The following is a 22,321-nucleotide window of genomic DNA, read 5'->3' on the forward strand; positions in this document are numbered from 1 at the left end:
AATTAACAGCACGATGTGGTATATTTAGAGCGAAAAATAGGGAGAGGAGCGTGTACCATGGCCAATATTAAAGATATTGCTAAACAAGCAGGCGTTTCAATATCAACGGTCTCTTATGCGCTCAACGGAAGTCCGAAAGTAACAGAAGAAACTTCAGCTAAAATACTTGCCATTGCCAAGGAACTGCACTACGTTCCGAATGCCGCAGCACGGAATTTGAAGAGGCAGGAAACGAAAATTATTGGAGCTTTCTTGACCGACTTCAGCGGATCATTCTACGGAGATCTGCTTCAGGGGATGAAAGAGGGCGCAAATCAGCGTGGTTATGATCTCGTAGTTTGCAGCGGGAAGCAATCGCATCAACTGCTTCCCCAGCGAATGATAGACGGGGCCATCGTTCTCGACGAGAAGTTCTCTAATGAAGAACTGCTGAAATATGCTGATCTTGGTCATAAATTGGTTGTCATGGACCGCGACTTGAAGCATCCGAATATCAATCAGGTGCTGCTTGACAATAAAGCTGGAGCCACAATCGCGATGGAGCATATGATTGAGCTCGGGCATCGCAAAGTATATGTGGTGACGGGGCCAGAAGGCTCGTTCGATTCCAGGCAGCGCCTGCAAGCAGTCAAACAAACAATTGGTCGTCATCCAGACATGCAGTATATCGAAATCGAAGGCGACTTTAATAAATCGGCTGGCGCGCATGCGGGTCTCCAAATCGCTAAGGAATATCCAGGTCCTGCGGCTGTTTTCTGCTTAAATGACGAGATGGCAATTGGGATGTACGACTATTTGATGACTACTGACATTCGGATCGGCGAGGATATTCACCTTATCGGGTTCGATAACATTGAAGTATCCCAATACACGCAGCCGCGTCTAGCCACGATCGATTATTCCAAGCGGAAATGGGGGAGCTTGGCTTCCGAGCAGCTGCTCAAGCTCATTGCAGGCGAAGAGGTGGAACAAGAGCGGATTTACGTCACTCTCGTTAAAGGCAAGTCGATGGGATCTGTGTAGTATTTTTTCTAATATTTTAGCGCTACTGACAGATTTGTTTGCATATAAAAAACATGATGCGTTCACCTAATGAACGGTGACCATCATGTTTTTTTATATACCTTGGGTGATTGGATTCAATCCATGTGATTAGCGCAGTAGCGATATTTGTCACAGGGCTATTTGCGTGAATCTCCGTCCCAAATGAGATGTCCTTGTCCGAGGTCAATCTCGGTGAAGCCTGCCATATTGCGTAATTGGAAACCGATGGGCTTGTTGCTGCCGATGATCATGATATTCTTGATGTCGGCTGCACCCTCTGACTGGAGGGAAAAGGATTTGGTAAAGGCATATTCTTCGCTAAGTGTCGTATGAATAGCGTTCATTAGCGTGTCATTCTCGCCTTTACCCATAAGATTCATGATGATAGAACCCCGAGCATCAAGTTTTTCTTTAGTTATTTTGAAAAACTCTTTGGATGTTAGATGCTCTGGAGTCCCCTTATCCGTAAAGGCATCCAAAATAATATAATCATAAGCAAGCGGCGCTTCACTGCTTAGAATATGTCGTCCATCGCCAACGATTACATTATCTTTATGGTATCCGAAATACTGCTTGCTAAGCGCCACTACTTTCTCGTTGAGCTCGGCTACTTTAAATCGCTTCTCCGCAAAGTGACTGGCGATCGTTCCAATTCCATGCCCAATGACGAATACGTCTTCGAATGTCGGGTTGTTAAACGCCATTAAGTGAATGATGGCCCTCGGATATTCGAATAGGATTCGATCCGGATTATTCAAATCTAGTGCCCCTTGTATGGCCTGATTCGAAAACTGCATGACTCGGAATTTTCCCTTTTCGCCATATAACTCCGTAGTGTCATAAACAGTTATTTCATGATTATTACCGAACTCCCTAGCCAGTAATTGCAAGTCATCGTTCTCCTTCAAGGACAATTGTGGGCGCAGAGCGTACCCGTTTCATTCGGTTAAATAATACCTTCGGTTTGGCTGATCACTGCAAGGTTCAAGACAATCGGGCAATGATCGCTGCCTGTTACATGAGCATCAATCTGTGCACCCATTAAGGAAGGAACCAGTCGTGAAGAGGCGAGGAAATAATCGATTCGCCATCCGACATTCCGCTCTCTCACCTTAGGCATCGTAGACCACCAGGTATAGGCATCGGTTTGGTCTGGGTAGAAATGCCTGAAGGTGTCGATAAATCCGGCATCTAGTAATTGGGTCATCTTAGCTCGTTCTTCTGCTGTAAAACCGGAATTATTGCGATTCGCTTTCGCATTTTTGATGTCAATCTCATGATGGGCCACATTCAGATCGCCACAAATGATGACAGGTTTATGAGCATCCAGCTTCTGAAGAAAGCTCCGAAACCGCTCTTCCCATTCCAGTCTAAGCTCCAGCCTTGACAGATCGCGTCTTGCATTGGGGGTGTATACATTGACAAGATAGAAGGCTTCGAACTCTAGCGTGATGATCCGCCCCTCAGATTCATGATCCTCTTCCAGGCCGTATCTTACGGAAAGCGGTTTGTTTTTTGTAAATACGGCAGTTCCAGAATACCCCTTCTTCACCGCGTAATTCCAATACTGATGATATTCCTTGTCATAGGTCAGACTAATTTGTCCTTCTTGTAATTTCGTTTCTTGGATACAGAAAATATCTGCGTCCATCTTCGTAAAATAGTCATTAAATCCTTTGTTTACACAAGCCCTTAAACCATTAACATTCCAGGAAATCAGCTTCATTGTTGTCCATCTCCTTGCAGTTCTTTCTAGTAGTATAGCATATTCACAATTCCCTCTTTTCAAAGTGCGTGTTACGCGCATTTATGTGCTACTCAACCAGCATGGTTGCAATAGCGACAGAAAGGATAACTGTAACAAAAGAAGAATAGGTAAGTTGACATGAGCATGCGTCCAACCTAGGGGGAATTTTTTATGCAAAAAAATGATCTTGATCCTTCTAAAAAGATGGACTTCTTCGAAGACGAGGATTTTGAATTTATTATTGCCGATACGGAAGGGATAGATAAAGATTCAACGGAGCTCCACTGGCATGATTGGATGGAAGTTAATTATATTAAACGCGGAACAGGCAATTATATCATAGGGGATCGGGAGTATGCCTTTGAGGAAGGAGATATTTTTATAATAAATGCTAGAGACCTTCATTTTGCATTTAATGATCATAACCTCGTTATGCAAGTTATGTTATTTGAACCAAAGTTTATATTAACGAATGCGGTATATGCCTTTGAAATCCTCAGTCTGTTACCATTTTGGAAAGCGGGCATACTTTTTGAAAATAAGTTAGAAAAGAACAATGAGCATCACAAGCTGATCGTCTCGCTGCTGCAGGAAATGCAAAACGAATATGAACGTAAACAGAATGGGTTCAAACTCATCATCAAATCGCTTATTTTGAAACTTGCGGTTATATTTGAAAGATACTTGGAATCCGAAGGAGGCCTGTTTCTATCCGATAGAATCATGAAACTCACACGCTTCCGGCCCGTTTTCGAACATATTAAGAGAAACTCTCATTTACAAATAAAGCTGAGTGAATTAGCTAGTCTTGTCAATATGAGCGTTTCAAACTTTAGCTTGGTGTTCAAAAAGTCCATGGGGGTTTCTCCAATTGAATATGTAAATCGCGAGCGGGCAATCAAAGCCTCGCAGTTATTAATCGAAACGGATATGAAAATCGCCGACATTGCCGAATTTTGTGGATTTTCATGCACCTCCTATTTTATAAAGGAATTCAAAAAATTTACAGGTGAAGTTCCAAGTCATTTTCGGAAATCGGTAAAAGGGAAATAAACCTTATTAATGAAAGGAATGGAAGAGATAAGAAAATGATGAAATGAAATAAGAAAATGACGTAATGAAATAAGAAAATGACTAAAGAAAAGATAGATATGAAAGCATATAATCAAATTGTCAAGATCATCCATGGATTGACGCTATTAAATTAAATTCGGGAGGTTCGTTCTAGTGAAAAAGAGTACAAGATTACTGCCTATTGTCGTTGGTGCTACGTTGTTATTCAGCACGGCTAATATCTCAACTAGCTTTGCTGCAACAGACCGTGCAACCGCTTCGACCAATGCTTATAATTGGTTGGTTTCCGTTAAGCAAACGAATGGTCTTTACGATAGTCAGGCAGACGGTGAAGATGTTTGTTATACCTATGATCAAGCTGTTGCAGCAGTCGCTTTTATTGCGAAGAATGATACGGCGAGGGCTTACGATTTACTTAATAAGCTAAAAGGCTTGCAGCATAAGGATGGTTACTGGTATACAGCGTACTCGAGTAAAAATGCGGTTGCCGAATCAGAGAAATGGATAGGTCCTATTCTTTGGGTGGTTATGGCCGCTGCCCAATATAAGAAGGCTACAGGTGCAACTTCGTTTGATGCTATGGCAAACGATGCCATTAACTGGGTCTTGAAATTCCAACAATCGGACGGAGGCATAAATGGAGGAATAGATGCAAGCGGAAAAAAGCTGACCTATGCTTCAACAGAAGAAAATGAAGATGCGTATGCAGCGCTGAAAGCATTTGGCTTTAATTCGCAGGCTGAAAAGGTAAGAACCTTCCTTACTACGAAGATGTGGGATTCAGCGAACAACAGGTGGTATGTGGGACGTAATAACAAAGGTGTTTTCTTGGATGTAAACGCATGGGGAGTTCAATCGCTTGGGTCCCTAGGACCAGCAAATTACTTGAAATCCCTTGACTATAATATGAATCAAATGCGTCTGAAAAAGACAGTTAATGGCATCGTAGTCGATGGTTTTGATTTTAATGCTGACAAAGACGATGTATGGCTTGAGGGTACCGCACAAATGGCGGCAGCCTTGTACACGGCAGGAAGAACAACGGATGCCGACTATTTTACAGATCAAGTCATTAAGTTTCAAAAACCGAATGGCGGTATTCCGTATTCAATGGCTGGGGGAACAACCGGCGACGACTGGAATATGCCAAAAGTTGAAGCAATCTCATCAACAGGATGGCTAATTTTAGCCATTCATAAGGTGAATCCGTTCAAACAATAGTACACACAAGATACGCATATGCAGCAATTCGTGCACGACATGTACTGGAGCAAACTGCGGAAGTAAAGAAAGGGGCTATCCAAGTCTATGACTTGTGATGGCCCCTTTCGTTTGAGTAATTACAACACAGATCCAGTAATGACAACGACTGCAGAACGTGGCTCCTTCTCGCTAGCGCGATGCTGCCATTGGCTAGTTGGTTTATTTGTCCCTGCTCCTACAGCTCCAGGATGGTTGACCGCCAAGAATACAGTCGCTTGATTCTCGGTGAAGGAAAGACCGCACAATGCAGCTTCCGTAGGAGCCGACGCATACTGCTTGGTGCGTTGAGCGCTGCCTGTAGGATGAATGAGGTAAAGTCCGTTGTTCTTAAATTCCGACCAGGCTCCGCTGTTTAGTCGATCGGCGGCAATGTCGGAAGCGACCCATAAGTTTCCACTGTTGTCGATGGTCATGCTGCCCGGGGAACTAAAGCCACTTTGGCGTCCACCTGTGATAAAGGTTTCGAATTGGAAGGTAAGTCCCCCGCTATTTTCTTTTAGCTTGAAGATCTGCCCATGGAGGTTGCCACGGCTATCATTCTGTGTGCAGGCGATGAATACGGTTTTATTCGTCGAATGCACAGTGAGCTCGGCAGGCCTGTCGCATGGCGTAGCCCCGATAATCGTTGCCGCTTCGCTAGCGGAAGCAAGAACGTCGCTCTGCGATTGGAATTGCTGCAGTAACGTTTCTTTGGATTTATACAAACCCTCTGGAACTTGATAAGTCAGACGGTTCAATTGGTTTCTGACATTAGTAATTGAAAGTTCGATCCAACGTCCTTGAATGAAGTCTGCGGCGTACAGAGTACCTTCGCTTAAGAGTTTAGCGTTCAATTTGCCATCGTTTTTAGTCCAGTGGTCTGCGCTCACGAACTTATAAACGAAGCCATCTGGAGAATCTTCGCCCATGTAGACAACAATCCGGTTGTCAGCGCTTAAGGTCATAGCAGCGCTACCGTGATGGAATCGCCCAAGCGCCGTATGTTTAACCGGCGTATTTTTGTGATCAAAAGGATCGATTTCAACCATCCATCCATAATGGGAAAGCGCTAGCCCTGCATCGCGCGAGGTGAATTCATAACGATTTTCACAAGTAAGCTGGGTGTTCCAAAGCGTTTTTCCTCCGCCACGATTCGCGAATGTACCTTGAACGAGCGTAGCTCCGTTAACAGCTGTCGTACCTCGCACTGGACCAGTTAACTCAATAGGGGTTAATCCGGAAATTCGACGGGCTACGGTAGAATCGGAGACAAGCTTCCAAGCACCAAAGGCGTCCTTCTTTATATGAATAAAAGAACCACCTTGCTCATAGAGCATTTGCTTCTGCTGTTCCGAACTTACAAGCTTTGAGCGATCTATCATCCATGGATACTTAGCAGATTCATGGTTTACCCATAACAAGGCCTCCGAATTGGATTCGGGGAACGGAAAAAAGGATGTATAGCTACTATTAAATCCTAAGGTGTCGCCTTGCTTATTGATCGTATCTCCGTACGCAGCTAGAACATTATAAGTAAAACCATTAGCTAGCAGAAGTTGGTCTGCATCTGCGGCAGTATGTAAGGTGGGGTTAAATGTCTCAGGTAATTGTTCATAGGTATTGACATTGGTTGAGGCATTAGCCGTTTGACTAAGTGAGCTTAAACCGGAAAAAGTAGCCGCTAATGAAGCAGCGCTTGCACCTAAATATTTCAAGAAATGTCTGCGGGATAGATTTTTTTTCAATTCCATTTCGTAGTTCCTCCGAGGATTAGGCATCTTGTTATAAAGATAACATATATTCTTTGGATTTGAATGCTTTTTTCAATATAATTTGCTAGAATCATAGTCACAAGGACCCATAAATAGTCGATAGTATCAACAATTTATACGTAGCTTATGTGGGGTTTTAAGTAACCAGAAGCCGTAGGAGTTCAAATTTGTTTGGCTATCGATCGTTCGGATCAGGTAGGTTGCATAATAGAAATATTAAATAAGAGAGTTCAGAAGGAGGAAATACGATGCCAGAGCCCTTGGTTGGCGAAATTCGAATGTTTGCCGGTAAGTTTGCCCCGGATGGATGGGCGCTTTGCGACGGACAGGTATTACCGATTCGCGAGAACGAGACATTATTCAGCTTAATAGGTAAGACTTACGGTGGGGATGGTCTGCAGACATTTGCTTTACCCGATTTGCGTGGGAGGGTTCCGCTTCATCAAGGAAACGGTTTTATACAAGCGGAAACTGGCGGTGTAGAAAATGCCACGCTAACGGTTCAACAAATCCCTTCGCATGGTCATACGGCAGGTGTATCATCCAAATTCGGCAGCACGAACAGTCCTGATGGTACTGTGATGGCGAGGTCGACCTTGAACCAGTTCACGGATACCGTAGGGACGAAAGGTACGATGCTGGGAGCTAGCACCGTCGTAGGATTATCTGGCGGAAGTCAACCTCATAACAACTTGCAGCCGTATGTGGCGATCAATTATATCATTAGTTTATTTGGAATTTTCCCTAGTCAGGGCGGTGGAGGCGGAACAGAACCTTACATGGGTGAGATTCGTTGGGTGTCATTTAACTTTGCTCCTGGTGGATGGGCACTATGCAACGGGCAAATGATGCCGATTAATCAAAATCAAGCTTTATTTGCATTGCTGGGTACAACGTACGGCGGAGATGGCCAAACTACATTCGGGCTACCGGAAATGAAAGGAAGGGTGCCGATCCACTTTGGGAAGGGGCATACTTTGGGAGAAAAAGGAGGAGAGCAAGCGCATACGCTAAGCTTGAATGAGCTGCCTGGGCATGCGCATTCTCTTCATGCAAGCGGGAATCCAGCGACATCTAAGAATGCTCAGGGTAACGCATTTGGCGTGACCTCCACAAGCTCCTATGCTTTTGTGCCAGATAGCCAATCCCATGTGGTAACCGACAATGTAGGCGGTAGTCAAGCACACCTTAATATGCAGCCGTTCCTAACGCTAACCGCTATTATCGCTACACAGGGCATATTTCCAAGTAGAAACTAAGGAGAGATATTATGGATCCGTTTGTTGGGGAAATTCGTTTATTTGGTTTGAATTTCGAACCGAAAGGGTGGGCCTTTTGCAATGGACAACTTCTACCGATTTCGCAAAATTCAGCGTTGTTTTCTCTTTTGGGGGCTACATACGGAGGGGATGGGAAGAGTACTTTTGCCCTCCCCGATTTACAAGGAATGGTCCCGATGCATGCTGGACAAGGTCCGGGATTGTCCGAATACGCTCTTGGTAAGATAGGCGGCTCGGAGAGTGTTACACTGCTAGCAGATCATATCCCCACCCATTCACATGCTCTACAGTATGGAACCTCCGGAGGAACGCAAGAATCGCCAGTAGGCCAAATATTGAAGGATACAGGTGGGCGTCGCGGAGGTTTGGCCTACACAAGTCTAACTAATATGGTGCCAATGGGGGGAAATGCGATTATGCAGGCGGGTGGCGGCCAACCTCACAATAATATGCAGCCGTATTTGACGCTAAATTTTTGTATTGCTTTAGAAGGTGTGTTTCCACCTCGCTCTTAGAGTATGGGGAATTGGTTTCTCGTTGAGAAAGAGAGGAGTTTGGGGAAGTGATAGATGAACGTGAAGGATACGGGTCTTCTCTTTTTAATCGTAGAAATATAAGATTTGTAATGTTATGGATGTTATTACTAGTAGGTGCGTGTCTGGGGCTTGCTGGTTCGGCTTACGCGGCGTCTTTTACGGTGACGACAACTGCAGATTCAGTAGATAGCAGTCCTGGCAATGGGGCATGTGCAGATAGTAATGGTCAATGTTCGGTGCGTGCTGCGTTAATGGAAACCAATGCGCTTGCGGGTTTAGATGTAATAGATATTCCTGAGAATATCTATACGCTGACATTAGGGCAGCAATTGGAAATTAAGGATCAGGTAAAGCTCATCGGGAGCTCTAACAATCCTAATAGTACGATCATCCAAGCGGCAAGCAGCGCTGCGGCAGCAACGCACAGAGTTTTGGAAATTAATCCAGCGCTTGATGTAAATGGATACGATGTGACTATACAAGGATTGACGATTCGCAACGGTAAAGCCCCAGATCTTAACGGATATGGCGGCGGGGGAATTGGTGGCGATATAGGGGTCAAAACGTTGGCAATCAGCCAATCGATTATTGAGAAAAATATCGCTTCCCAAGAAGGTTTTGGCGGTGGTCTCTTTATTTCGGGGGCTGCGGCAGGGAAAGTTCAACTTACGGATACGATTATTCGCAATAATACGGCAGGAGAGTCAGCATCATCTAGTTACGGCTCTCAAGGCGGCGGTGCATATTTGGAAGGTGATATGGGCCTAGAGGTGTCGAACCTTACCGTACAGAACAACACTTCGTATGGGCTTGGCGGAGGGATGGCAATTGTATCAGCGTCGCAATCGTTGCGAAGCGTTACGATTGGTTCCAGTGTTATAAGCGGAAATACGGCCGTTAGCAAAAATGGCGGGAGCGAAGGACGCGCCGGGGGACTGTACTTGGGAACACCAGCAGTTGTTACGGATACGACATTATCTGCCAACAACGCAGGCGGGGATGGAGGCGGATTGGTGCTCGATTTTTTCACGGGTTCCGTTTCGCTAACGAATGTGGCGGTAACTAGTAATACGGCTGCGCGCGGAGGCGGGATGTTCATCAATGCGAACAAAGCCCCAATTCTGACGAGTACTTCAATTACTGGGAATACAGGCGGGAATGTCGCTGTTAATCCAGAAGGAACGGATATGCAGGTTACAATTGTACCTACGGGGACGTTCTCTCAAGGAAAAACGGGCGTTCATTATACAATTACAGTAAGAAATAACGGTAAAGTAAAAACAAATGGCACAGTCACAGCGACGATTACGCTTCCGACGGGACTAACGGCTACGAAGTTAGCGGGTTCAGGATGGAATTGTCCGGCGGGCACGTTGACCTGTTCACGTTCAGACGTTTTGAATGGTGAGAGCAACTATCCGATTGATGTGACGGTTAATGTTGCAGCAAATGCTGAACGTACATTGCGAAGTACGGTGGAAGTATCGGGAGGCGATGAACTCGATGTAAGCAACGATACGGGGTATCACGATACAACGGTGTTGAGCAGCGATGCGAGTCTCCAAGGGCTTTCGACAACGAATGCTGTATTAAAAGAAACCTTTGCTCCAGGAACATTAGCGTATACAGCAGATGTGCCTTTCGCGGTGAACTCATTGACGGTTAAGCCTACTGTAAATGAGTCTCATGCTAAGGTTAAAGTAACATTGAATAGTAAAGAGGTGGGTGACGGAAAAGAGAGCGAACCACTTGATCTTGGTGTAGATATTAATACAATTACGATTGATGTGACCGCTGAGGATGGGACAACGAAGAGAACTTATAAGATAACAGTAAACCGTGCGGCTCAATCTAAAAATGCAAATTTGAGCGATTTATTCGTAGACGGAACGAGCATAACGGGCTTTGCGTCGGACACGTTGGCGTATACCGTGAACGTGCCGAACGTCACGACAGCCGTTACGGTGACGGGAACGAAGGCAGATGCAACGGCAAGTGTCGTCGTGGCAGGTGGCAGCAACCTGACCGTAGGAAGTAATACGGTTACGGTAACCGTGACAGCTGAGGATGGCACGAAGAAGAAGACGTACACGATTACGGTAATAAGAGCAAAGAGCAATAACGCTAATTTGAACGATTTAAAGATAAACGGAACAAGCATAACGGGCTTTGCCTCAGGCAAGTTGGCGTATACGGTGAATGTGCCGAACCCTACAACATCTGTTACGTTGGTAGGAACAAAGGCAGATGCAACGGCAACTGTCACCGTGACAGGCGGCAGCAATCTGATCGTAGGCGATAATACGGTCACGGTAAAGGTGACGGCGCAGGATGGCACGACAGAGGTTGTTTATACGGTGACGGTGGTAAGAGTGAAGAGCAGTGATGCCAGCTTGAGCGACTTGAAGGTGGACGGAACGAGCATAACGGGTTTTGTGCCTAACACGTTGGCGTATAAGGTGCCAGTGTCGAACGCGACGACAGCCGTTACGGTAACGGGAACGAAGGCAGATGCAACGGCAAGTGTCGCTGACGCGGTAGGTGGCAGCGATCTGGTCGTAGGGGATAATAAGGTTACGGTAACGGTGACAGCTGAGGATGGCACGGTGCGGACGTATACGGTAACGGTGGTGCGAGCGGGCAGCGATAACGCGAGCTTGAGCGACCTGAAGGTAGACGGAACGAGCATAACAGGTTTTGCGTCTGGCACGTTGGCGTATGCGGTGAACGTGCCGAACGCGACGACAGTCGTTACGGTGACGGGAACAAAGGCAGATGCAACGGCAACTGTCGTCGTGGCAGGTGGCAGCAACCTGACCGTAGGAAGTAATACGGTCACGGTAACCGTGACCGCTGAGGATGGCACGACGAAGAAGACGTATACGATTACGATAATAAGAGCAAAGAGTAATAACGCTAATTTGAGCGACTTGAAGGTAGATGAAACAAGCATAGCAAATTTTGCCCCAGGTACGTTGGCGTATAAGGTGAATGTGCCGAATGTCACGACAGCCGTTACGGTAACGGGCACGAAGGCAGATGCAACGGCAACTGTAACCGTGACAGGCGGCAGCAATCTGATCGTAGGCGATAATACGGTCACGATAAAGGTATCGGCGCAGGATGGCACGACAGAGGTTATCTATACGGTGACGGTGGTAAGAGCGAAGAGCAGTGATGCCAGCTTGAGCGATTTGAAGGTAGACGGAGCGAGCATAACGAACTTTGCCTCAGGCAAGTTGGAGTATAAGGTGAATGTGCCGAACGCTACAACAGCCGTTACGGTGACGGGAACGAAGGCAGATGCAACGGCAAGTGTCGCTGACGCGGTAGGCGGCAGCGATCTGGTCGTAGGGGATAATAAGGTTACGGTAACCGTGACAGCGCAGGATGGCACAGTGCAGACGTATACGGTAACGGTGGTGCGAGCGGGCAGCGATAACGCGAGCCTAAGCGACCTGAAGGTAGACGAAACGAGCATAGCGGGTTTTGCATCTGGCACATTGGCGTATACGGTGCCGGTGCCGAATGCCACGACAGCCGTTACGGTGACGGGAACAAAGGCAGATGCAACGGCAACTGTAGTCGTGACAGGCGGCAGTAACCTAGTCGTAGGGGATAATAAGGTTACGGTAACCGTGACAGCGCAGAATGGCACGACGCAGACGTACACGATTACGGTAATAAGAGCAAAGAGTAATAACGCTAATTTGAGCGACTTGAAGGTAGATGAAACAAGCATAGCAAACTTTGCCCCAGGTACGTTGGCGTATAAGGTGAATGTGCCGAATGCCACGACAGCCGTTAAGGTAACGGGCACGAAGTCAGATGCAACGGCAACTGTAACCGTGACAGGCGGCAGCAATCTGATCGTAGGCGATAATAGGGTCACGGTAACCGTGACGGCGCAGGATGGCACGACAGAGGTTATCTATACGGTGACGGTGGTAAGAGCGGCGCAGAACAGTGATGCCAGCTTGAGCGACTTGAAGGTAAACGGAACGAGCATAACAGGATTTGCGCCGGGCAGGTTGACGTACACGGTGCCGGTGCCGAATGCCACGACAGCCGTTACGGTGATTGGAACGAAGGCAGATGCAAAGGCAAGTGTTGCCGACGCGGTAGGAGGCAGCAACCTGATCGTAGGGAGTAATACGGTCACGGTAACTGTAACGGCTGAAGATGGCACGAAGAAGACGTATACAATTACGGTAGTAAGAGCGAAGAGCGATAATAAGAGTTTTACATTCCTTCTTAACACAAATGGAAATTCGCAGGAAATTATATGGGATAAGGCTACGAATACAGCTTCCGCAAACGTAACGAGTGCAGTCTATAGTGCGACTGTTACAGGAACTGTCTATGACCCAGCGTCGATCCTTACAATTAACGACATTAACGTAGTAAGCGGGAAGCCTACGACGATTGACCTGAATGATGGGCTGAATCCTATACTAGTTAAGGTTACGGCACAAGACTTATCCGTTCAGGAGTATGTACTTAATATTATGCGATATGGTAATGCGGGGCTTAAGGGACTTACGGTAAGTGGAGTGGATCTAACCCCTCCGTTTAACCTTGATTCCTTAACCTATGCAGGAAGTGTCCCTTATGCAGTTAGCTCGGTAACGGTAACCGCCTCTGTGTATGATCCAAACGCAACAGTAACTGTAATGGGCTTGAAGGTAGTTTCTGGCACACCAAGCGTTCCAATAAATTTGGCAGTTGGCCAAAATGAAATTCTTGTCCGGGTTACTCCAACGTTTGGCGTTACACAACCCTATACGATAACTCTTACGCGGGCAGCGTCGAATGATGTAGGTTTAGCTGGAATCGTCGTCAATAACGGGTTGGTAGCAGTTACATCAGGAATAGATGGAAAGTATTACGCGACAGTGAGCGAGTCCACGTATAACTTGATCGTCAAGCCGCAATCGACAGATCCTGCATCGAGAATTAAAGTTAATGGTGTAGATGTGGATCGTCAAGGGAATTCGAACATCATTCCGCTATCCTATGGAATCAATGAAATTACGATTGTCGTTACCTCTGAAGATGGTACAGCTCAGGCGTACAAACTGCTTGTTACACGTCAGCAACAAGACAAACAGCAAGGGAATGGCGGCGGCGGTGGCGGCCCAATCTCTCCTCAAGTTAAGGTCAAACTGATTGTAGGGGATAATGGGAATAGCATACATGTTGATGTACAGCGGGAACGTACAGTCAATGGTAGGGTTACTGATAGGGTTGCTATAACACCAGAAGTTATCAAACAAATCGAAGAAGCAGCAGGAGGCAAGCTAAACTCACTTAAACTGGTTATTCCGCAAATTCCGGAAGGCAGCGATGAGTTTATGATCAATCTGCCTAAGAATACTTTGCAGGATTTGGTCGGATGGGGTTCGGAAGTGAGTATCGTAACTGAAGATGTGCAAGTTACACTTCCCAAAGCTACAATCACTGGCGCGCTGCAATTAAAAGAAGAGCTCTATGTCCGCTTTATTTCGAATCAAACGAATGAAATGAAGCAGGCAGCTAAGAAGCGGGTTCTCGCTGCGCAGCTCGTAACAAAAGCTGCTGGGAATGGAAAAGCGGAGCTTCTTGGATGGCCGATGACGATTGAGACAAACTTGAATAACCAGGAAACGAAACTGAACTTTTCGTTAAAAGGGGTTAAGATCCCTGTAGATCCGAAGGAAAGAAATGCATTTTTGGCTTCCCTTGGCGTCTATATCGAGCATAGCGATGGAGAGAAGGAACTACTAAAAGGCACTATTCAATACGATGCGCAAAAAAATCCGTTAAGTATTGAGATTGTCATTACTAAATTCAGTACCTTCAGTTTGATTGAAATTCAGAAGACGCCAATCGAAACGGTAACTTACGCGAGATGGACAGATGGTTATCCAGATGGGACGTTCCAACCCTACCAGTCAATCACGCGAGCAGAAGCAGCAACGATTTTGGTAAAAGCAATGAATCTTCCGAAACCATTGAACAGCTTGCAGAAGTTTATGGATGTATCAGATAGCCACTGGGCGGCGGATGTGATTCATCAAGTGCAAGGTGCAGGATTGCTAGGTGGTTATCCGGATGGATCGTTCAAGCCAGATGCACCAATTACTAGAGCAGAATTAGCTGCCATCATCGTAAGGCTCAAAAAGCTAGAAGTAGCTGAAAGTGCCCAATCTTTCACTGACACCAAAGGTCACTGGGCAGCTAATTACATTCAAACGGCGAAGATTGCAGGATTGGTAGCTGGTTACGAAGACGGCTCATTCAGGCCAGATCAAAAATTAACACGAGCAGAAGCGGTTAAAGCAATGAATTCCCTTCTCGGACGTCCGACCCCAGAGCTGGGCAAGGACGTTTGGAGCGATGTTAGCAAAAAGGATTGGTTCTGGCTGGATGTTCAGTCAGCCTCGCAATCATTCAGCAACACTAGCTACGAAGATGGCACTAGCAATGCGGTGATCATTCCGTAATAAAAGAATGCTGATATAAGATTTAGAAAAATAAGAGATAAAAAATCCCGCTGGGCCTTAGGCTCAACGGGATTTTTTGATGGTTAGAAGGGATTTTAATTTAAATTGGAAATTATCTTCCATTCCTCATTGAGCAAACCCACTAGGGGAGTTCCTTCTGGACAGCGCTAGGAATGCCAAGGTAACGCGACCAGCAATGAGCAGGGAACCGAGAAATTGCTGCGTGGTAATGAGTTGACCATGGATTGGATAATCCACCACTGAATCGATTTCGATAGGAACATGCGCACAAATTATAGTTTTCGTGTATTTGAACCCGACTCGCCCAAGCAAATCTATTAATATTTAATATACTATCGTATTAAATGGTAGGGGAGTTGAAACTTACATTGAGTCAATTAACTGTAGTGGCGCTGCGCAAAGCAGCCAGGAAGAGCTTGCCAATTTACCTTAAAATTGCTTTAAGTCCGCTATACGCGGCACGTTTAACCCTTGCGATTCGGAACGCTAACCTCAATACAATTAATCGCTTGTTCAAGGAAGTGACATCAGGCTTCAATAGTGTTGGTTCCAATACATTTGGCTTTAGCATTCAATTTGCTGCGCCAGCTCCAGCGAATGAAGTCGGAAATGCGACCAATACGAAAGGAAACGTTCGTTTGACAGTAAGTAGCCTAAGAAGTATTTCTAAGAGAGTCTTACGTTTATACGGCAAAATCAGCCGTGATAATGCGTTCGCAACTCAACTCGTCCAAGCTGCAAAAGTGGGCAACAACATTCGACTTCGCGCCTTGATTACCCCGCTGCTGCCAAGTAACAGCTTAGTGGCGGTACAAGGTGATCGGACAGGGATTGTTTTGCAAATTAAGTCATCCACAGGTGTAGTGTTTATTAGTCAATTTTTTGTATTGTAAGATATTAATGCGTGGACAAGAAGCCGAATGCGATGAAGCATTCGGCTTTTTAAACACGAGAGAATGTATATGTTTGAGGTGGTATCGTTCTTTTTGACTATAAATGCTATAGTGATAAAGGGGAAATATGCCAAATTTCTACCTTATATATTTAAGGGGATGTACACTTGTTTAAGAAATTGATTCTTTATATCGTGATTTGTGTGCTAGTTTTACAATTCGGTTCTGTCGTATACGCCGAACAAAAGGTTGAAATCAAGGAAAACGGCGAAGTAACGATTGATTATCGGACTTCATTAGGCGATCCCAAAAAGTACGCCCAAACAGCTACAATTATCGTGAAAGATGGACATCCTATGATCCCACTTTTCACCTTAGAACGCTATTATACCGTTGAGAAGCCAGATTTGATCCTTTTAACCACGGAGAAAAATGGTGCGATTAGTGTCTTGGACACACGTAATGAAACGGAATACCAGATGAAAGTAAACTCCAATAAAGTAAAAATAGTGGGGACTGATCATCAGAAACTGGGGGATGCCACCTTGTCTACAACGGTATCCGTGCATTTGGAAGGGGATATTCCTTTTATCCCCATTGATTTCTTTCAAATTCTAGGCTACTCATCCTCCATTGACGCTGGTAAAAAAGTGCAGATTAACTTGATTCAGAAATCCTCGGGTTCAACAAACAGTGGAGGATCGTCTAGCGGAAGCGTATCACCAGGTACAGACGCTTCCTCAAATGCTCAAACGTTGTATCCTATGAAAATTGGTCGGAAATATGGATTCATGGATCAGGCTGGAAAGGTCTTTATCCAACCACAATTCGAGGGAGCGGGAAATTTCTCTGAGGGTCTTGCCGCTGTCCAAGTGAAGGGCAGCTGGGGATATATAGATCCAAAAGGGAACACGGTAATTACCCCACAATATGATTCTGCTTCTGAATTCTCAAATGATAACGCCATTGTAAGTAAAAAAGATAAAAATGGCGTCAAATTCGGGTACATTAATAAGCGCGGAAAAGCAGTTGGAAGTATCATGTATGAGAGTGCGCTTGATTACAAGGAAAATTTTGCTCCTGTCGTGACGGGTACTCACTTTGCTTTCCTTAATCGTGATGGCAATATCCAGTTCTTTGATTCATTCGAGGATGCGGGTTCGTTCTCGGAAGGTTTGGCGAAAGTTCAAATCAAAGGGAAATATGGCTATATCAATAAAAAGGGCGAGGTTGCGATCCCTTACCAATATACGAAGGCATTGGACTTTTCGGGTGGAATGGCCGCAGTAAGCATACAAGGAAAATGGGGTTATATCGACAAAGAGGAAGAGCAAGTCATACCTGCCAAGTATGAGGATGCAGCTCCTTTCTCCGAAGGGTTGGCAGCCGTACAATCAGGTGGTAAATACGGTTACATCGAACCATCGGGCAAAACCGTTATTGCGATGCAGTACGATTTTGCCGGTTCATTTAAGATGGGCTATGCGCCTGTGAAGCAATTGGGGAAATGGGGTTTCATCGATCAGAAGGGTATGATCGTTGTCCAACCGAAGTATGATTTCGCTTATGAAGCAAATGGCGCTTTATTCCGTGTTCAAGATGGTGGCCAAACAATTTATCTGGATCATAAGGGCAATCCTGTTAAACCGTTAAATGAGAATGGCCAAGAAATAAATCTTGTTATGGTGGCAGGTAACGTTATTGAAGTTAACGGCGTTTTGCTTGACTTGGAAGTACCGCCAGCTCTTGTGGAAGGAAGTACGTTGGTTCCTCTTCGCGCTATTTTAGAAAGTTTGAATCTTAAACTGGACTGGAATAGTCAAACGAAGACGATAAATGCTTCTAAAGATGGTGTGAACATCGTTTTACAAGTAGATAATCCGATAGCGACAGTTAATGGTAAATCGGTGACCCTGCCCGTTCCACCTAAAGTCATCCAAGGTAATACACTTGTTCCAGTACGCTTTATTTCACAAAGTGTAGGAGCACAGGTGGACTACGCACCGTATCAACCTGCTGATATAGAGACGAGCTTGTTCGATGGGCTAGATACTGCGTATGTTGAGCGAATGAGTGCCTATGGGCAAGCCACTGAGCATTGGGTGACTGTACAAGGCGAGGATTCAGCCGATGCTGCAGCAGCTAAGGCGGCAATACAAGTGGCTGCAGAGGGACTTATTAAAATTAAGGATCAGATGGTTCATGACATTCAGCAGAAATATGAGCGTAAGATCGACGCTACCCCTAATGATGCTGAGCTGTACATGCAATACGCAACTGTTCTTGCAGAACTGGGCCATTTATACGAGGACCGTAATTTAGTTGTGGAATCCGAAATGGTAGCAGCTGAAGCAGGTAAAATTGACGTGAAAGCTTTGCAATTTTACCGTTTGTATACGGCAGATTTGTATGGAGAAGAAGCAGCAAGAGAGAAAATTTATCAGGAAGCCGCCAACATGGACCCGTTTATCGTCTTAAATCATGCACAGAAGCATGGAAACTATTATGATGCAGGTCTTGCATTTAGTAAAAATGAACGTACGCCCGATTATGCAATCTTTGCTTTGAAGAAAGCCTATCTGAATGGCAATGATCGTATGAAAGCGAAAGCTAAGCAATTACTGAGCGCCAAATACAAGATCCAGCTGTAAATGGTTTAAAATCGAACTCAAGCTGTTAGGAAGTCAGAATTGTGACTTCCTAACAGCTTTTTATTGTTCCCTTAACAATCGGGTTTGCCATTTTTTGAGATTCGGTGGTAAACTAAACGCGCAATCAGTTTGAACAAGGGGGCGACTCATGCCTAGAATCGGAACCTTCTATCAGAACCATTTGAAGAGAAAAATGTTTAATAAAATTTTATTTCTTTATTCCATTGCTTTGATTATTTTGTTTGTAACGGTGTCGTTCTTAGTCTATCGGTACTATGAGCAGCGAGTGATTCAGGAAAAGATGGATAAGAATCTGCAAACGATTGATATTGTTAGCGTTTACATGAATCAACAGGTGGAAAGAATGCAATCCAATATTCAGGAGTTGTACACAGATGCTGTCGTCAATGAAGACTTGAACTATTTTTTGACGCATGAATATACCACCTATTTGGAACATCGGCTAAATCGCTATTTCAATAGCGAGAATTACCAAGGAAAAGGGATCGATACCTATTTGAAATCAATCGTAGAGAGTGAAATTGGCATTGAAAACCTTATCCTTTACAGCTATGAGAAGAGATTTTTTTACATTCTAAATCAGAGCTATCAAGATCGCATCACTTCACCGATAAGTGACCTGGAAGAAACGAAGTGGCTCAAAGAGCTGAAAAATCAAAGTTGGAGAAGCTTGGAGGACGGTGCTTTACTCGAACGAAAGCTGGAAGGAAAGTCTTTATTTATGTATGCAAGGACGCTTCAGGACCCCGTTTCGCTAAAGACGAATGGACTGATGATTTTTGATTTTAATACGGATCAAATTATTAAATCGATTCCCGGCATGACGGAAGACAAGCGAGGCAAGTTCGTCATTGTCACGCCAAGCGGTGAGGTTATCTATGATTCTGGCAATGAATACTATGGTAAAACGTACCCTTATTGGAGAGAACTGCAGACTCCCAAGGAATGGTACGCATTGGAAGAGCCCTCCAAAGTAAACCTAATCAATATAGGGAATACAGGATTAGTCATTGCAGGAATCATACCCATATCGACGATTCAGGAGAGTGTTCATACGGTTCGTAATACGTTGATTGGAGTCACCTTGCTTTGTATCGTAGTAAGCTTTGCTTTTACGTTCACGGTGATTCGACGTTTTTCCAAAAAGATCAGGAAAATCATGCTGCATACGAGCCGGCTGCAAGGAGGAGATTTATCAGCGCGTATCCGGATGGAGGGCGAGGATGAGCTTCAACAAATATCAGAGAGCTTTAATTATATGTGCGATCGTTTGGAGTCCTATATCGAGAATATGTACGTATCTGAAATTCGGCAGAAAAGCGCTGAATTGTCTGCTTTACAAGCGCAGATTAATCCGCATTTTCTCTACAATACGCTGGAGAGTATTCGTATGAAAGCTTTAGCTTCTGGAAATAGAGATGTCGGGCAAATGATTTATTTGCTTGCAGACATTTTCCGTAACATGATTCGTAACAAAACGAATATTTCACTCTCGGAAGAAATAGCCATGTGTGCTTCGTACTTGGAATTGTTCCAATTCCGTTATGAGGATACGCTCATCGTCCATACGCAAATCAACAGCTCAATTGCTAATTGCAAGGTGCTTAAGCTGCTCATCCAGCCGATTGTAGAGAACTACGTTGTGCATGGGTTTCGACCTAATGCCACTGACAACCGCATCTCTATTACGGCGCATATTGTAAACGAGCGGATCGTAGTCAAGGTTATGGACAATGGAAAGGGGATTACGAAGGAAACACTAGCTGGAATTGAAAAAAGGTTGAGGCAAAATCATTCGATGGAGAGCTTGCCCAGCAATTCTCTTGGTTTATTTAACGTAAATGAACGTATAAGGTTAACTTATGGGAACGAATATGGCATCCGTATCTGGAGTGAAGTGAACGAAGGGACGGAGGTTTCGTTGGAAATACCTGCTTGGAAGGAGGAACCCCTCGCATGAGAAAAGTTTTTTTTGCCGATGATGAGCCATTGATTGCCAAAGGGATGCCATCCGTCGTAGATTGGCAGCAATTGGGTCTGACTGTCGCAGGTATCGCAATGGACGGGACAGAAGCGCTGGCGAAGCTGAAGGATGAGCCGGTAGATCTGCTGATTACAGACATTATGATGCCAGGCTTAAGCGGTTTGGATTTAATTCGGAAGGTCAAAACGATGCATCCGCGCACGAAATTCATTGTCATGAGCGGATACGAGGAGTTTAAGTATGTCAAGGAAGGGATCACGTTAGGGATAGAAAATTATATACTAAAGCCAATTAATATCGACGAATTGGAGTCAACGATTAAGCACATTCTTAGAGACTGGGAACGGGAGGAATTTACCCTATTTCGCTCCGCTGAGGATTGGAAAGTGCTTCGCAACAATATCCTTCAGCGTTGGTTGAGTGGAGAAATTGAAGGTCAAGAACTTAAGAATCGGGCTGCATTGCTAGGCATTCCGATGTTTCATGCATATTATCAGGTGGCTTCTTTGAAAATTGTATATGAAAGCGAATTGTCCTCCAGACTTCACAGATTGGACGTGCTCGCTGAACAATGCGAGAAGATGGCCAAAGAACAGTTGTCTGTATCCAGTGAAGTCGTCTGTTTTCCAGATGGAGATGACAATCTTGTTGTTATCTTCGCCATGCCTGATCCGGACAATGAAGAAGCTTGTTACCTTGCTCTTGAGCGTATGGTGAATTGGCTAAGCGAGGTTACAGGGTTCCCCATATGGGGCGTATTTGATGGATCCAAAGAAGACTATCTAAGCGCAGCCAACAGTTACACGACCATAAAACACTGGTTTCAAGAGCATTTACTGCCGAGCGGAGATCAGACCGTATTCCTCAAGCTATCTGAGAAGGGAGAAATCGAACGCGCCGCTGGCAAGCAGCCTGTGGGCATGGAAGCATTTGCTCAGCTTTTGATGGAAGGACAGGAAGAACGTATCCATGCCTATGTGGAAGCGGCCCTGTCCATTCAGCAAGAGGACAAGGAACTTCCGCCGCTCAGGTCGTTATTCTTTAACGTGGCTATCCAGTTGATGCTGGCCGCCAAAGATCGAGAGAAGAGCAAGGATTACACGGAAATTTTTGCCCCTCTCTCTCTTTTACATACGTTGAGCGGATTGAAGAATTATGTCATCACGACGATAGACCGAACCTTGGAGCGTATACATAGCGATCCTCAGAAAGCGTATAGTCCGCATGTTGCCGAGCTTCTGGAGTATGTTCATGGACATTATCAAGAGGAATTATCTTTAAAAACATGGGGACATAAAGTGGAACTGCACCCGAACTATTTGGGACAACTTTTCCACGTAGAGGTAGGGACTAGCTTTTCAGACTATTTGAATCAGTATCGCATCGAGAAAGCGACCCACTTACTTCTATACACCGACCGTAAAACGGCAGAAATCGCCCAAGATGTGGGCTATTGGGACACTTCTTACTTCTATCGGCAATTTAAGAAATACGCTGGAGTTTCTCCGACAGAATTAAGATCGATGTATGCCAAAAAGTAAATCTTTAATTTATCCATCCCGATTTAGCAT

General features: G+C 45.0%; 13 protein-coding genes. 10 read left to right on the forward strand and 3 right to left on the reverse strand.

Annotated features, from left to right (window positions below; all coding sequences use genetic code 11):
• Positions 1-57: 57 nt before the first annotated feature.
• On the forward strand, positions 58-1,023 hold the full coding sequence (locus GK047_RS24275) for a LacI family DNA-binding transcriptional regulator (RefSeq protein WP_163952619.1): 966 nt from the start codon (positions 58-60) through the stop codon (positions 1,021-1,023).
• A gap of 158 nt (positions 1,024-1,181) precedes the next feature.
• Here the strand turns inward: GK047_RS24275 and GK047_RS24280 are convergent, their stop codons facing one another.
• Both GK047_RS24280 and GK047_RS24285 read right to left on the reverse strand, forming a co-directional pair.
• A complete protein-coding gene (locus GK047_RS24280) occupies positions 1,182-1,952 on the reverse strand; it encodes a spermidine synthase (RefSeq protein ID WP_481856051.1) in 771 nt (256 codons plus the stop codon).
• Between the two features lie 38 nt (positions 1,953-1,990).
• Positions 1,991-2,770, reverse strand: coding sequence for an exodeoxyribonuclease III (locus GK047_RS24285; protein WP_163952622.1), 780 nt, complete (start codon positions 2,768-2,770; stop codon positions 1,991-1,993).
• Positions 2,771-2,962: 192 nt separating this feature from the next.
• On the opposite strand from GK047_RS24285, the gene GK047_RS24290 reads away from it, so the two are divergent.
• Positions 2,963-3,844, forward strand: coding sequence for a helix-turn-helix transcriptional regulator (locus GK047_RS24290; RefSeq protein ID WP_163952624.1), 882 nt, complete (start codon positions 2,963-2,965; stop codon positions 3,842-3,844).
• A 174-nt stretch (positions 3,845-4,018) separates the two neighbouring features.
• Positions 4,019-5,086 (forward strand): prenyltransferase/squalene oxidase repeat-containing protein, encoded by a 1,068-nt coding sequence (locus tag GK047_RS24295; protein WP_163952626.1) that lies wholly within the window; start codon positions 4,019-4,021, stop codon positions 5,084-5,086.
• Between the two features lie 119 nt (positions 5,087-5,205).
• Here GK047_RS24295 and GK047_RS24300 read toward each other — a convergent pair whose 3' ends face one another.
• Entirely contained in the window at positions 5,206-6,858 is a 1,653-nt protein-coding gene (locus tag GK047_RS24300; RefSeq protein ID WP_163952708.1) for a PhoX family protein, read from the reverse strand.
• 269 nt (positions 6,859-7,127) lie between these two features.
• Here GK047_RS24300 and GK047_RS30440 point away from each other — a divergent pair, with 269 nt between their 5' ends.
• The 7 genes from GK047_RS30440 (at position 7,128) to GK047_RS24340 (ending at position 22,291) form a co-directional block, all read left to right on the forward strand.
• Positions 7,128-8,138: a phage tail protein gene (locus tag GK047_RS30440; protein ID WP_346010384.1), complete on the forward strand. Its 1,011-nt coding sequence runs from the start codon at positions 7,128-7,130 to the stop codon at positions 8,136-8,138.
• 11 nt (positions 8,139-8,149) lie between these two features.
• Complete coding sequence (locus GK047_RS24315) at positions 8,150-8,674, forward strand: phage tail protein (RefSeq protein WP_205516957.1); 525 nt, start codon at positions 8,150-8,152, stop codon at positions 8,672-8,674.
• 47 nt (positions 8,675-8,721) lie between these two features.
• Entirely contained in the window at positions 8,722-15,180 is a 6,459-nt protein-coding gene (locus tag GK047_RS24320) for a cadherin-like beta sandwich domain-containing protein (RefSeq protein WP_163952628.1), read from the forward strand.
• 389 nt (positions 15,181-15,569) lie between these two features.
• Positions 15,570-16,094, forward strand: coding sequence for a hypothetical protein (locus GK047_RS24325; RefSeq protein WP_163952630.1), 525 nt, complete (start codon positions 15,570-15,572; stop codon positions 16,092-16,094).
• 167 nt (positions 16,095-16,261) lie between these two features.
• Positions 16,262-18,745 carry a WG repeat-containing protein gene (locus GK047_RS24330; RefSeq protein WP_163952632.1) on the forward strand — a complete coding sequence of 828 codons (2,484 nt, stop codon included), beginning with the start codon at positions 16,262-16,264 and terminating at the stop codon, positions 18,743-18,745.
• 148 nt (positions 18,746-18,893) lie between these two features.
• Positions 18,894-20,726: a sensor histidine kinase gene (locus GK047_RS24335; RefSeq protein WP_163952634.1), complete on the forward strand. Its 1,833-nt coding sequence runs from the start codon at positions 18,894-18,896 to the stop codon at positions 20,724-20,726.
• A complete protein-coding gene (locus GK047_RS24340; RefSeq protein WP_163952636.1) occupies positions 20,723-22,291 on the forward strand; it encodes a response regulator in 1,569 nt (522 codons plus the stop codon). Before GK047_RS24335 ends, GK047_RS24340 begins: the two co-directional genes overlap by 4 nt.
• Positions 22,292-22,321 lie beyond the last annotated feature (30 nt).

Origin of the sequence: Paenibacillus sp. SYP-B3998, from assembly GCF_010820665.1 — a bacterium.
Taxonomy (GTDB): Bacteria; Bacillota; Bacilli; order Paenibacillales; family NBRC-103111; genus Paenibacillus_E.